Source organism: Variovorax sp. RKNM96, from assembly GCF_017161115.1.
Classification (GTDB): Bacteria; Pseudomonadota; Gammaproteobacteria; order Burkholderiales; family Burkholderiaceae_C; genus Variovorax.
The window spans coordinates 503,295-517,280 of sequence record NZ_CP046508.1 but is presented as its reverse complement, the minus strand read 5'-3'; the positions used below and the strand labels follow the sequence as shown (position 1 = coordinate 517,280).

Annotated in this window: 11 protein-coding genes; 1 reads left to right on the top strand and 10 read right to left on the bottom strand. The window is 66.1% G+C overall.

The window, feature by feature from the left end; genetic code table 11:
• Positions 1-297: 297 nt before the first annotated feature.
• Complete coding sequence (locus GNX71_RS02400; RefSeq protein WP_241027137.1) at positions 298-2,415, bottom strand: ATP-dependent helicase; 2,118 nt, start codon at positions 2,413-2,415, stop codon at positions 298-300.
• Between the two features lie 215 nt (positions 2,416-2,630).
• On the opposite strand from GNX71_RS02400, the gene corA reads away from it, so the two are divergent.
• A complete protein-coding gene (gene corA / locus GNX71_RS02395; RefSeq protein ID WP_013538896.1) occupies positions 2,631-3,617 on the top strand; it encodes a magnesium/cobalt transporter CorA in 987 nt (328 codons plus the stop codon).
• On the opposite strand, the gene GNX71_RS02390 is transcribed toward corA, so the two are convergent.
• The 9 genes from GNX71_RS02390 to GNX71_RS02350 all read right to left on the bottom strand — a co-directional run bounded on the left by GNX71_RS02390 (position 3,610) and on the right by GNX71_RS02350 (position 13,984).
• Positions 3,610-4,374: a 5'-methylthioadenosine/adenosylhomocysteine nucleosidase gene (locus GNX71_RS02390; RefSeq protein WP_206176847.1), complete on the bottom strand. Its 765-nt coding sequence runs from the start codon at positions 4,372-4,374 to the stop codon at positions 3,610-3,612. The genes corA and GNX71_RS02390 overlap by 8 nt on opposite strands.
• Positions 4,375-4,377: 3 nt before the next feature.
• Positions 4,378-6,009: an ABC transporter substrate-binding protein gene (locus tag GNX71_RS02385; RefSeq protein WP_206176846.1), complete on the bottom strand. Its 1,632-nt coding sequence runs from the start codon at positions 6,007-6,009 to the stop codon at positions 4,378-4,380.
• Between the two features lie 39 nt (positions 6,010-6,048).
• On the bottom strand, positions 6,049-7,092 hold the full coding sequence (locus tag GNX71_RS02380; RefSeq protein WP_206176845.1) for a dipeptide ABC transporter ATP-binding protein: 1,044 nt from the start codon (positions 7,090-7,092) through the stop codon (positions 6,049-6,051).
• A complete protein-coding gene (locus GNX71_RS02375) occupies positions 7,089-8,117 on the bottom strand; it encodes an ABC transporter ATP-binding protein (RefSeq protein WP_206176844.1) in 1,029 nt (342 codons plus the stop codon). The genes GNX71_RS02380 and GNX71_RS02375 overlap by 4 nt, the downstream gene beginning before the upstream one ends.
• Before the next feature lie 22 nt (positions 8,118-8,139).
• Positions 8,140-9,051, bottom strand: coding sequence for an ABC transporter permease subunit (locus GNX71_RS02370; protein WP_206176843.1), 912 nt, complete (start codon positions 9,049-9,051; stop codon positions 8,140-8,142).
• Positions 9,051-10,055 (bottom strand): ABC transporter permease subunit, encoded by a 1,005-nt coding sequence (locus GNX71_RS02365; RefSeq protein ID WP_176660758.1) that lies wholly within the window; start codon positions 10,053-10,055, stop codon positions 9,051-9,053. The genes GNX71_RS02370 and GNX71_RS02365 overlap by 1 nt, the downstream gene beginning before the upstream one ends.
• A gap of 51 nt (positions 10,056-10,106) precedes the next feature.
• On the bottom strand, positions 10,107-11,786 hold the full coding sequence (locus GNX71_RS02360; RefSeq protein WP_206176842.1) for a long-chain-fatty-acid--CoA ligase: 1,680 nt from the start codon (positions 11,784-11,786) through the stop codon (positions 10,107-10,109).
• A 372-nt stretch (positions 11,787-12,158) separates the two neighbouring features.
• Entirely contained in the window at positions 12,159-13,658 is a 1,500-nt protein-coding gene (locus tag GNX71_RS02355) for an NAD(P)(+) transhydrogenase (Re/Si-specific) subunit beta (protein WP_206176841.1), read from the bottom strand.
• A complete protein-coding gene (locus tag GNX71_RS02350) occupies positions 13,655-13,984 on the bottom strand; it encodes an NAD(P) transhydrogenase subunit alpha (protein WP_206176840.1) in 330 nt (109 codons plus the stop codon). Before GNX71_RS02350 ends, GNX71_RS02355 begins: the two co-directional genes overlap by 4 nt.
• Positions 13,985-13,986: the final 2 nt, after the last annotated feature.

Below are 13,986 nucleotides of genomic sequence, written 5' to 3'. Positions count from 1 at the left end.
TGACGGTTGGGGAAATGACCCCGCTCCGGAATGAAGCGTGGCCGGCGAAACAGGTTGGGTTCGGGGGGAGGGGAAGAAGAAGGAGGAGAAAGAGGGGTCGGTCGATTCACTATGCCCAAGCTGTCACGGTATTGCAATACCTGGGTTCTCCGGGTGGCGAGCGCGCCCGGAGCCTGTTTCAATCCGCTATTGAATCCATAGCTGGCCACGCATGTCGGCCCGCCGCTGCGGCGCTTTGCCAGCAAGTGTTAACGGGCTTTTCTTCGGGTGACCCTGCCGCTCGAAGGGCCAGCCGATTCAGCGCCAGGCCGCGCGCATGCGGTTGCGCAAGTCGATCACGGCGGTGGGCGGCGGCACCGCGGGCGCACGCACCGGCGGTGGCGGCCAGGTCTGCTGCTCGAAGCCCGCGAGATCCGATTCCGTGATGAAGCGCGTGCGGTTCGCATACAGGTGCCGGTCGCCCCGCACCGCCTGCTGCGTGATGTAGAAGCGCTGCGGCACCAGCAGGTGTAGATGGTCGCGGGCCCGTGTCATCGCGACGTAGAGCAGGCGCCGCTCTTCCTCGAGTTCGTGCGCGCTCTGCGCCACGTCGGCCGGCAGGCAGCCGTCGACCACATTGAGCACATGCACCGAATTCCACTCCTGCCCCTTGGCCGAATGGATGGTGGAGAGGATCAGGTAGTCCTCGTCGAGCAGCGGCGGGCCCGGGCGGTCGCTCGTGGCCTCGGGCGGATCGAGCGTGAGTTCGGTCAGGAAGCGCTCGCGCGAGCCGTAGCCCGCGGCGAGGCGCACCAGCTGCTCCACGTCCTGGCGGCGCACGCCGGAGGTGTCGTCGTAGAGACGCTCCAGGTGCGGCAGGTACCAGTCCATCGCCAGCTCCACGTCGGCCGGCCAGGCCAGCGCTGGCGCGCGCAAGGCGGCATAGGTCTCGGCAAAGCCCGCCCACTGCTCGCGCGCCGCGGACGGCGGCACGAAGTCGCGCACGGCCGCGGCCGGATCGGCTGCCTGGTCCATCGCATCGAGCAACCGCGTGCCCGTGACGGGCCCGATGCCGGGGATGAGTTGCGTGACGCGAAACCCCGCCATGCGCCCGCGCGGGTTCTCGGCGAAGCGCAGCACCGCGAGCAAGTCTTTCACATGCGAGGCCTCGAGAAACTTGAGACCACCGAACTTCACGAACGGGATGTTGCGGCGCGCGAGCTCCAGTTCGAGCGCCGCGCTGTGCGACGAGGTGCGAAACAGCACCGCCTGCGACTTGAGCGCGAGGCCGCCCTCGCGGTGCGCGAGCACCTTGTCGGCCACCCAGCGCGCCTGCCCTGCTTCGTCGGGCACCAGCACCAGTTGCGGCTTGCCGGCAGAGGGCTTGTCGGTCCAGAGCGTCTTGGCATGCCGCTCGGCCGCCTGCGCGATCACGCGGTTCGACACGTCCAGGATCGGCTGCGTCGAGCGGTAGTTGCGCTCCAGCGTGACGACCCGCGCGGCCTGGCTGAACTGCGAAGGAAAGTCGAGGATGTTGCGCACCGTCGCGCCGCGAAAAGAGTAGATCGACTGCGCGTCGTCCCCCACCACCGTGACGCCGCGTCCGTCGGGCTTCATCGCCAGGAGGATTGAGGCCTGCAGCAGGTTGGTGTCCTGGTATTCGTCGACCAGCACATGGTCGAAGCGCGCGCCCACGGCCTCGGCCAGCGCGGGCTCGGCGACCATCTCGGCCCAGTAGAGCAGCAGGTCGTCGTAGTCGAGCACGTTCTGCTGCTGCTTGGCCTCGACGTAGGCGCCGAACAGCGTCTTGAGTTCGGCCTCCCATTCGTCGCACCAGGGAAAGGCGTCCTTGAGCACCTCGGCCACCGATGCACGCGTGTTCACGCAGCGTGAATAGATCGACAAGCACGTGCCCTTGCGCGGGAAGCGGTTGACCGTGGAAGACAGGCCCAGCTCGTGGCGCACCAGCCCCATCAGGTCTTCGGCATCGCCGCGGTCGTGGATCGTGAAGTTCTCATCGAGCCCGATCTGCCCGGCGTATTCGCGCAGCAAACGCGCGCCGATCCCGTGGAAGGTGCCGGCCCAAGGCAGCGCGGGCGGACGCTCCGACTTCAGCCCGAGCACACGCGCCAGCACCTGGCCCGCACGGCGCTCCATCTCCTGGGCGGCACGGCGCGAGAAAGTCAGCAGCAGCAGGCGCTGCGGATCGACCCCGTCCGCGATCAGGTGCGCCACACGATGCGCCAGCGTGCTGGTCTTGCCGGAGCCGGCGCCGGCGATCACCAGCAGCGGGCGATGATCGTCGGCCACCGCAGCGCCGACGCCATGCTCGACGGCCGCGCGCTGGTCGTCGTTGAGCGTGGCCAACGCCGCGGCCAGGCGTTCGGCCTGGGTCTTCGGCGCGACGGAAACAACGGGGGACGCAGCGGTCTGCATGGGGCACGACTTTACTGTATGTTCGTCCAGTTCAGTCAGCTTGCCGCCTTGTGGCCGGTGACATAATCGCGCCTCGCTGCAACCGGAGACTCCCCATGGAAACCGCCCCGTCTCGGCAGCTTTCAACTCCCTTCTGACGCGCCTTTGCGCCGGGCCCGGGAATTGAAAGCGCCCCTCCCTCGCCCACCGTTTCAGTCATCCCCGGGAGTGAGCCCATGCTCAATATCTTTACGCTCGCCAACGGCCGCCTCGTCCAGGAAGAGATCGAGTCGCTCGAAGAGCTCTCCAAGTTCCAGCCGATCTGGGTCGACCTCGAATCGCCCACGCTCGAGGAAAAGCGCTGGATCAAGCAGTACTACGGCCTCTCGATTCCCGAAGACGCGATGGACGAGGACATCGAGGAATCCGCCCGCTTCTACGAGGAAGACAACGGCGAACTGCACATCCGCTCCGACTTTTTGATCGACGACGACGAAGACCCGCGCACGGTGCGCGTGGCCTTCATCCTCAACCAGCACAACACGGACCTGCGCAGCCGCGGCGTGCTGTTCTCGATCCACGACGAAGACGTGCCCGTGTTCCGCCTGCTGCGCATGCGCGCACGCCGCGCGCCGGGGCTGATCGAAGATGCCAAGGAAGTGATGCTCAAGCTCTTCGACGCCGACGCCGAGTACTCGGCCGACACGCTGGAGAACATCTACGACGAGCTCGAAGTGGCCGGCAAGAAGGTGCTCTCGGGCAACGTCACCGACGAACTGGCCGGTGAGGTGCTCGGCCTCATCGCGCGGCAGGAAGACTTGAACGGCCGCATCCGCCGCAACGTGATGGACACGCGCCGCGCGGTCAGCTTCATGATGCGCAGCAAGATGCTCAACGCCGAGCAGTTCGAGGAAGCCCGGCAGATCCTGCGCGACATCGAATCGCTGGACAACCACACGGCCTTCCTGTTCGACAAGATCAACTTCCTGATGGATGCGACCGTCGGTTTCATCAACATCAACCAGAACAAGACCATCAAGATTTTCTCGGTGGCCAGCGTGGCGCTCTTGCCGCCCACGCTGATCGCGAGCATTTACGGCATGAACTTCAAGTTTATGCCCGAGCTCGACTGGGCCATGGGCTATCCGTATGCCATCGTGCTGATGGCGGCCAGTGCGCTGGTGCCGATGTGGTACTTCCGCCGGCGCGGCTGGCTCAAGTAGCCGGCTGCCGCGCGAGCCACGCGCCGACCAGCGCGAGGCTGTAGCGGCTCGCGACCTCGGCGACGAAGCGCGCAAAGTCGCCATGGGCTTCGTCATCGGCGCGGTCTGAAATCGTCCGCATCGCCGCGAAGGGCACGCCGTAGTCGTGGCACACCTGGGCCACGGCGGCGCCTTCCATTTCCACCGCGAGCGCATCGGGCAGTTGGCGGCGCAGCGCTTCGCTTTCGGCAGCGGTCGAGACGAAGCGGTCGCCGCTCACCAGCAAGCCGCGATGCACCTTCGGTGAACGAAGGCCGAACTCTTCGACAGCGCCCTGCCCCACCAGCGCCACCGGATCGCGCAGCGTCTCTTCGGCCACATCAGCCAATGCATCGCTGATCGCCGCGTCGGCCGTGAAACGCGAAATGCCCATCAAGGGCACTTCGTATTTCGGAAAGAGCGGCGAGGCATCCATGTCGTGTTGAAGCAGCTCGGTCGCCACGACCACATCACCGACATCCACGCCCGGCGCGAGCCCGCCCGCAACACCGCTGAACACGATGGCCCGCACGCCGAAGCGTTCGAGCAGCACCGTGGCCGTCACCGCCGCCGCGACCTTGCCGATGCGCGACAGCACCGCGACCACGGGCTGGCCATGCAAATGGCCCACCCAGAAGTCGCGCCCGGCGATGCGCACGCGCTGCTCGTCGGGCATCTGCGCAAGGAGCGCTTTCAGCTCCTCGTGCATCGCCGCGACGATGGCGATGGGCGCAGCCACCGCTTACTTGATGTCCACGCCGTAGAAGGTGTGGCGACCGAAGGGGCTCAGCTTGAAGTCGATCACTTCCTTGCGCACCGGCTTCAGCTGCACCGCATGCGCGATGGTGAACCACGGCGCCTGCTCCTTGAAGATGACTTGCGCCTTCTTGTAGAGCGCATCGCGGTCGGCCTGCTTCACCGTGCTCTTGGCCTTCACCACGAGGTCTTCGTACGGCTGGTAGCAGAACTTCGAGATGTTGCTGCCGCTCGCCGACTTGGCCGAAGCACAGCCCAGCAGCGTGTACATGAAGTTGTCCGGGTCGCCGTTGTCGCCGGTCCAGCCCAGCATGCCCATCTGGTGCTCGCCGGCCTGCAGGCGCTTGCGGTATTCGCCCCATTCGAAGCTCTTGATCTCGGCCTTGACGTTGATCTTGGCGAGGTCCGCCTGCATCAGCTCGGCGATGCGCTTGGCGTTCGGGTTGTACGGGCGCTGCACCGGCATGGCCCACAGGTCGGTCGAGAAACCGTCGGGGAAGCCGGCCTGCGCCAGCAGCTTCTTGGCGGCTTCGGGGTCGTACGGATCGTCCTTGATCGCGTCGTTGTAGGACCACATGGTCGGCGGGATCGGGTTCTTCGCGGCAACGCCGGTCGTGAGGTACACGCCGTCGATGATCGCCTTCTTGTTGATCGCCATGTTGATGGCCTTGCGCACGCGCACGTCGTCGAAGGGCTTCTTCGTCGTGTTGTACGAGAGGTAGCCGACGTTCAGGCCCGGCTGTTCCAGCACCTGCACGTTCGGGTCCTTGCGGATCGCATCCAGGTCGGCCGGGTTCGGGTACGGCATCACGTGGCATTCGCCCTTCTGCAGCTTGGCCCAGCGCACCGAGGCGTCAGGCGTGATCGCGAACACGAGGTCGTCGATCTTGGCCTTGCCGCCCCAGTACTGCGGGAAGGCCTTGAAGCGAATGATCGCGTCCTTCTGGTACTGCACGAGGTAGAACGGGCCGGTGCCGATCGGGTCCTGGTCCACCTTCTCGGGCGTGCCGGCCTTCAGCATGGCGATCGCGTATTCCTTCGACTGGATGCCCGCGTACTGCATCGCCAGGTTCGCGAGGAACGGCGCCTCGGCCTGGTTGAGCGTGATCTTCACCGTGTAGTCGTCGATGCGGTCCACCGACTTCAGGAGCTTGGGCATGCCCATGTCGTTGAAGTACGAGTGGTTCTGGCTCGTGACCTTGAAGAAGGGATCGCTCTCCTTCCACTGGCGCTCGAGCATGAAGATGAAGTCGTCGGCGTTGAAGTCGCGCGTGGGCTTGAAGCTCTTGCTCGTGGTGTGCCACTTCACGCCCTTGCGCAGGTGAAAGGTGTAGACCGTGCCGTCGGCCGAGATGTCCCATTTTTCGGCGAGGCCCGGCGTGACCTTGGTGCCGCCGCGCTCGAACTCGACGATGGTGTTGTAGACCTGCGTGGTCACGTCGAACGACGTGCCGGTGGTGTTCATGCCCGGATAGAAATTCTCCGGGCTTCCTTCGGAGCAATACACCAGCGTCTTGGCTGACACGGCACCCGAGGCCAGGGTAAGGGCCGCAAGCGCTGTCGGTGCCAGGAGCGCCAGCATTCGTGAGCGGCGCGAAACGGAGGGTTGGGTCTTCATAGGGACTCCTTCAGACACGGTTGAAAAAATGGGACTTGCTCAGGGATTCATCGCCATCGGAACGGCGAGCACGGGAACGTCGGCGCGCAAGGGTGGCGCGCCATCGAGGAACTTCTCTGCGTAGTGGCAGGCCACCAGCCGCTCGTCGAGTGCGCGCAGCAGGGGCCGCTCTTCGCGGCAGCGCTGCTGCACATGCTGGCAACGCGTGTTGAACACGCAGCCCGTGGGCGGATTCAGCGGCGACGGCAGCTCGCCCTTGAGCACGATGCGCTGGCTGCTGAGCCCCGGCGTCGAGGCCAGCAAGGCCTGCGTGTACGGATGCAGCGGGCGCGCGAAGATGCGCCCCTTGGGGCCCTGCTCCACCGCATGGCCGAGGTACATCACGAGCACGTCGTGCGCGATGTGGCGCACCACGCCGAGGTCGTGCGAGATGAAGAGGTACGCAAGGCCCAGCTCGGCCTGCAGGTCGGCCAGCAGGTTCAGCACCTGCGCCTGGATCGACACGTCGAGCGCCGACACCGGCTCGTCGGCTACCAGGAGGCGCGGCGACAGCATGAGCGCGCGCGCGATCGCGATGCGCTGGCGCTGGCCGCCCGAAAACATGTGCGGATAGCGGTTCGCGTATTCGGGCCTGAGGCCCACGCGGGCGAGCATCTCGCGCGCCTTGGCGGCGCGCTCCGACTTGCCCATCGTGGTGTTGATCGCGAGCGGGTCTTCGAGCACGGCCGAGATCTTCTTGCGCGGATTGAGCGAGCCGTAGGGGTTCTGGAACACCAGCTGCACCGCCTGGCGCAGCTCGCGCTTGCGCTCGGCCGGCGGGTTCACCGCATCGGCGCCCACGAGGGTGAGCTGCCCCGCCGTCGGCTTCTCGATCAGCGCGACCATGCGCGCGAGCGTGGACTTGCCGCAGCCCGATTCGCCGACCACCGCCAGTGTGCGGCCGCGTTCGAGCCGGAACGAGATGTCACCCACCGCGCGCAGATGCGCCGGCGCGCGAAAGAGCCCGCGCCGCACGTCGTAGGTGCGCTGCAGGTTGGTGGCCTCGACCACGATGTCGCCGGGCGCGCCTTGGTCGTTGTTCATGGCAGCGCCTCCGCCACGGGCAACTGCTGCGGTCGGTCCTGCTCGATCGCCACGATGCGACCCGGCTCGCCGAGCGGGTAGTGGCAGCGCACCTCGGCGCCCTGCCACTCGCGCAATGCAGGGCGCACATTGCAGGCGCGCGTGGTGACGTAGCTGCAGCGCGGCGCGAACAGGCAGCCCGAAGGCCGGTCGTGCACGCCGGGCACCACGCCGCTGATGGTGGCCAGCCGCCCTTCGGGCGCGGCGCGCTCGGGCAATGCCGCGAGCAGGGCCTCGGTGTAGGGGTGCTGCGGCGATGCGAAGAGCCGGTCGACACGCTGGTGCTCCATCACCTGGCCTGCGTACATCACGGCGATGCGCTGCGCCATCTCGCTCACCACGCCCATGTTGTGGGTGATGAGCACCAGCGCCATGCCGCGCTCCTTCTGCAGGTCGCGCAGCAGGTCGAGGATCTGCGCCTGGATGGTGACGTCGAGCGCGGTGGTCGGCTCATCGGCGATCAGGAGGCGCGGGTTGCAGGCGATGGCCATCGCGATCATTACGCGCTGGTTCATGCCGCCCGAGAGCTGGTGCGGGTAGCTTCCGAGACGCGAGGATGCAGCGGGAATGCCGACCTGCTCCAGCAGTTCGGTCGCGCGCTTCTTGGCCGTGCGCTTGTCGAGGTTCAGGTGCAAACGCAGCGTCTCCATCAGCTGGAAGCCGATGGTGAAGCAGGGGTTGAGGCTGGTGGTCGGCTCCTGGAAGATCATCGCGACCTCCTTGCCGACCAGCGAGCGGCGCGCCTTGTCGGAGATGCCGAGCAGGTCCTTGCCCGCGAAGCGCATGTGCTCCGCGCGCACGCGGCCCGGGAAACCGACGAGCCCCATGAGCGCCATCATCGTGACGCTCTTGCCCGAGCCCGATTCGCCGACGATGCCGAGCACCTCGCCCTCTTCAAGCGTGAGGCTCACGCCGTCGACCGCATGCAGCACGCCGCCCTGCGTAGGGAACTCGACATGCAAATCCTTGATGTCCAGCAAAGGCATCGTTTCTCTCCTTTGCGTTGATTCAGCGCTTGAGCTTCGGGTCGAGCGCATCGCGCAAGCCGTCGCCCAGCAGATTGAAAGCCAGCACGGCCGCGAGGATCGCGAGACCCGGGAAGGTCACGACCCACCACGCGCGCAGCACGAACTCGCGCGCATCGGCCAGCATCGTTCCCCACTCGGGCGATGGCGGCTGCGCGCCGAGGCCGAGGAACCCGAGCGCCGCCGCATCGAGGATGGCGGTGGAAATGCCGAGCGAGGCCTGCACGATCAGCGGTGCCGCGCAGTTGGGCAGCACCTCGCGGAACATCAGGCGCAGCGTGCCGGCACCGCTCACACGGGCCGCGGTCACGTAGTCGCGCGAGACCTCGGCGATGACGGCCGCGCGCGTGATGCGCACGTAATGCGGCAGCACCACGATGGCCACCGCGAGCATCGCGTTGACGAGCCCCGGGCCGAGGATCGCGACGATCACGATGGCCAGCAGCAAGCTCGGCAGCGTGAGCACGATGTCCATGAGCCGCATGATCGCGATCTCGAGCACGCCGCGGAAAAATCCCGCGATGAGCCCGAGCACCACGCCGGCCACGACCGACAGCGCCACCACGGCGACGCCGATCGACAGAGAAAGCCGCGCGCCGTACATGAGCCGCGAAAGAATGTCGCGGCCGATGGCATCGGTGCCCAGCAGGTAGCTCCACGTTCCGCCCTGCTGCCACGCGGGCGGCTGCAGGAAGACGGCGCTGTTGGTTTCGTTGGGCGCGTGCGGTGCGATCCACGGCGCGAACAGCGCGACGAGCAAGAGCACGACGATGGTCACGAGCCCGATGACCGCGCCGCGGTTCGCCGAGAAGGCGGTCCAGAATTCGCGCCAGGGGCCGGGCGGCGCGGTGTTGGCGCCGGTCGTCGGAATGGTGGGGTTCGAAGTCGTGTTCATCAGCGTCGAATGCGGGGATTGATGACGCCGTAAGCCACGTCGACCAGAAGATTGACCAGCATCACGATGCCGCCGAGCAGCAGCATGCCGCCCTGCAGCACCGGATAGTCGCGTCGGCCGATGGCCTCGATGAGCCACTTGCCGACACCGGGCCAGGAAAAAATCGTCTCGGTGAGGATCGCGCCGGTGAAGAGCACGCCCACCTGCAACCCGATGACCGTGACGACCGGGATCAACGCATTGCGAAGCGCATGCAGGCCCACCACGCGAAAGCGCGAAAGACCCTTGGCGCGCGCGGTGCGGATGTAGTCCTCGCCGAGCACTTCGAGCATGGCCGAGCGCGTCATGCGCGCGATCACCGCGAGCGGCACGGTGCCCAGCACGATGGCCGGAAGAATCAGGTGGTGCAGCGCCGACCAGAAGGCGTCGGTGTCGCCGGCGCGCAGCGAGTCGATCAACAGGAAGCCGGTCTCGGGCTCGATGAAGTACTGCACCGCGATGCGCCCGGAAACGGGCGTCCATCCGAGCTGCACCGAGAAGAACAGGATCAGCAGCAGCCCCCACCAGAAGATGGGCATCGAGTAGCCGGTGAGCGACGTGGCCATCACGCCGTGGTCGAAGATGGAATTGCGCCGCACCGCCGCGAGGATGCCGGCGGGCAAGCCCAGCAGCAGCGCGAAAAGAATCGCGCAGACGCCAAGCTCGACCGTGGCCGGAAAGAGCGCGAGGAACTCGCTCATCACCTTGTCCTGCGTGATGATCGACTTGCCGAGGTCGCCATGCAGCACGCGGCCGATGTAGATGCCGTACTGCACGAGGATCGGCTTGTCGAAGCCGTAGGCGGTGCGCAGCTCGGCATGGCGCGCGGGATCGATCCCGCGTTCGCCGGCCATGGTTTCAATGGGGTCGCCCGGCACGAGCCGGATGAGGAAGAAGGCCAGCAGCGTCATGCCGATGAAGGTCGGCACCAGCAGGCTCACGCGGGTCAATATGAATCTGAACATCGACCCGCGAATATGCAAGATCGATGCCGTGGCCCTACCCGGGCCGAACCCTTACTTCTTGGCGTCGCGCAGTTCGCGGCGGAGGATTTTTCCAACCGGCGTTTTCGGCAGGTCCGTACGAAACTCTACGATTCGCGGCTGCTTGTAACCCGTAAGGTTTGCTCTACAGTATTCGCGCACCTGCGCCTCGGTGAGCGACTCGTCCTTCTTCACGATCACGAGCTTCACCGCTTCACCGGTCTTGTCGTCGACCACGCCCACCGCCGCGCATTCGAGCACGCCCGGAATCTGTGCAACGACGTCTTCGATCTCGTTCGGGTACACGTTGAAGCCCGACACCAGGATCATGTCCTTCTTGCGATCCACCACCTTGAAGTAGCCGCGCTCGTCGACCACGCCGATGTCGCCGCTCTTGAAGTAGCCGTCGGGCGTCATGACCTTGGCGGTCTCGTCGGGGCGCTGCCAGTAGCCGGCCATCACCTGCGGACCCTTGATGGCGATCTCGCCCGGCTGGCCCATCGGCACTTCGTTGCCGTCGTCGTCCAGAAGCTTGAGCCAGGTGCCCGGCAGCGGCAGGCCGATGGTGCCGGTATAGGCCTTGCTGTTCGTGGGGTTGCAGGTGGTCGACGGCGAGGTCTCGGAGAGGCCGTAGCCTTCGCAGATCGGGCAACCCGTTTTCTCGAGCCAGAGTTTCGCGACCGCGGCCTGCACCGCCATGCCGCCGCCCACCGAGACCTTGAGGTTCTTCCAGTTGACGGTGTTGAAATCGGGATGGTTCGCGAGGCCGTTGAAGAGCGTGTTGACCGCCGGGAAGCTGTGGATCGTGTGCTTCGAGAGCTCCTTCAGCACGCCTGCGAGGTCGCGCGGATTCGGGATCAGGATCAGCTTGCCGCCCGTGCGCATGTTCAGCATCATGCCGACCGTGAACGCGAAGATGTGATACAGCGGCAGCGCGCACACGCTGGTGGGCTGCTCACCGGCCGGCACCTGCACCATCACGGGTTCGTTCCAGGCCTCGGACTGCAGCACGTTGGCGATCACGTTGCGATGCAGCAGCACCGCACCCTTCGAGACGCCGGTGGTGCCGCCGGTGTACTGCAGCACGGCCACGTCGTCGGGGCCGATGGCCGGCGCCTGCAGTGTGCGGCTCGCGCCCTTGTCGAGCGCATCGTTGAAGCGCACGGCACCGGGCAGGTTGAAGGCCGGCACCATCTTCTTGACGTTGCGCACCACGTAGTTGACCAGCGCGCCCTTGAGGAAACCGAGGCGGTCGCCCATCGAGGTGAGCACGATGTGCTTGATCGGCGTGGCCGCGATGCATTGCTGCAGCGTGGTGCCGAAGTTCTCCATGATCACGATGGCCTTGGCGCCCGAGTCCTTGAGCTGGTGCTCCAGTTCGCGCGGCGTGTAGAGCGGGTTCACGTTCACCAGGATCAGCCCCGCGCGAAGGATGGCCGCCACCGCGATCGGGTACTGCGGGCAGTTGGGCATCATCGCGGCCACGCGATCGCCCTTGACCAGGCCCAGGCCCTGGAGGTACGCGGCGAAGGCCTTGCTCTGCTTGTCGGTCTCCGCGTAGCTCACGTCCTTGCCCATGAAGCTGTAGGCGGTGCGGTCGGCGTACTTGGTGAAGCTCTCTTCCATGAGGCCGACCAGCGAGGAATAGTGCGAAGCGTCGATGTCGGCGGGCACGCCTTGCGGATAGCTGCTGAGCCAGGGGCGGTCGGTCATGGATGTGTCTCCTCCAGGTCTTGGAACTTGCGGGTAACTGAAACGAAAACGGCGCTCGAATGGCGCCGCGATGATAGGGCCTGCTAATGCCATGCAAGGGGTCGCGTTGCTTCGCAAAGGGGCTGGCTGCAAGGCGCCCGGGCGCAGCAAGGCTGATGCCTTGCAAGCACGGGCAACGCCGCAGACGGCCCCTTTGCGAAGCAACCCGGAGGGAAGCTCGCCACAGCCCGCCCCTCGGCGTTGCGCTCCTTGCGTGTGCGGACGCACACGCGGCGTCACGCGCCTTGAGGGGCGGGCTGTGGCGAGCTTCGCGACCCCTTGCATGGCATTAGCAGGCCCTAGCCCGCCTTGCGGCGGGCCCGGATCGCCGGCCTATTCGATGGCCTTGCCCATATCTTCCACTACTTTCTTCGCATCCCCAAAAACCATCATGGTCTTGTCCATGTAGAAGAGTTCGTTGTCCAGGCCCGCATAGCCCGCCGCCATGGAGCGCTTGTTCACGATGACGGTCTTGGCCTTGTAGGCTTCCAGGATCGGCATGCCGTAGATCGGGCTGCCCTTGGTGTGCGCGGCCGGGTTCACCACGTCGTTGGCGCCCAGGATGATCGCCACATCGACCTGGCCGAACTCGCCGTTGATGTCTTCCATCTCGAACACCTGGTCGTAGGGCACCTCGGCCTCGGCCAACAGCACGTTCATGTGGCCCGGCATGCGGCCCGCCACCGGGTGAATGGCGTACTTGACGATGATGCCCTTCTCGGTGAGCTTGGCGGCGAGCTCTTTCACCGCGTGCTGTGCGCGTGCCACGGCCAGGCCGTAGCCCGGCACGATCACCACCGTCTCGGCATTGCCGAGCACGAAGGCCGCATCGTCGGCGCTGCCGGTCTTCACCGGGCGCTGCTCCTTGGCCGCGCCGCCGGCCGTGGTCGCCTCGCCGCCGAAGCCGCCCAGGATCACGTTGAAGAACGAGCGGTTCATGGCCTTGCACATGATGTAGCTCAGGATCGCGCCCGAGGAACCCACCAGCGAACCGGCCACGATCAGCATCGCGTTGTTCAGGCTGAAGCCGATGCCCGCGGCCGCCCAGCCCGAGTAGCTGTTGAGCATCGACACCACCACCGGCATGTCCGCGCCGCCGATCGGGATGATGATGAGCACGCCCATCACGAAGGCCAGCGCCAGCATCGCGAAGAACGCGGACCAGCTTTCGGTGAAGACGAACACCAGGCCCAGCGCGACGGTCAGGAGGCCCAGCACGAGGTTGAGCATGTGCTGGCCCGAGAACTGCACCGGCGCGCCCTGGAACAGGCGGAACTTGTACTTGCCCGAGAGCTTGCCGAAGGCGATGACCGAGCCGCTGAAGGTGATGGCGCCGATGGCCGCACCCAGGAACAGTTCGAGCCGGTTGCCGGCGGGAATGGCGTAGCGCACGAAGCCGTCGAGGATGACGGCGCCGTCCGGCGTCTGCGCGCCGATGAGCGCGGCCACGGGCGCGGCGGTGATGCCGAAGGCCCAGGGCTCGGCCACCGCGGCCACGCCGATGAAGACCGCGGCCAGGCCGATCATGCTGTGCATGAAGGCGACCAGCTCGGGCATCTTGGTCATCTCGACCTTGTTGGCCATGAAGGCACCCAGGCCGCCGCCGACCACCACGGCCGCCAGCACCCATGCGAGGCCCGTGCCGAAGTCGACGTTGAGCGAGCGCGCCTGTCCGTGGATCAGCGCGATGGTCGTGAGCACGGCGATCGCCATGCCGGTCATGCCGAAGATGTTGCCGCGGATCGAGGTGGTGGGATGGGACAGGCCCTTCAAGGCCTGGATGAAGCAGACGCTGGCAACGAGGTACAGCAGCGTGACGAGGTTCATGCTCACTTGGCGGCTCCTTCTTCTGCCTTGGGAGCGGCCTTCTTTTCTTTCTTCTTGAACATCTCCAGCATCCGCCGCGTGACGAGGAAGCCGCCGAAGACGTTCACCGCGGCCAGGGCCACCGCGAGCACGCCCATGGTCTTGCCCAGCGGCGTGGTGGTGAGCGCGGCCGCCAGCATGGCGCCCACGATCACGATCGCCGAGATCGCGTTGGTCACGGCCATCAGCGGCGTGTGCAGCGCGGGCGTGACGGTCCAGACCACGTGGTAGCCCACGTAGATGGCCAGCACGAAGATGATCAGGTTGATGACTGTGTGGGAAACGGGATCCATGG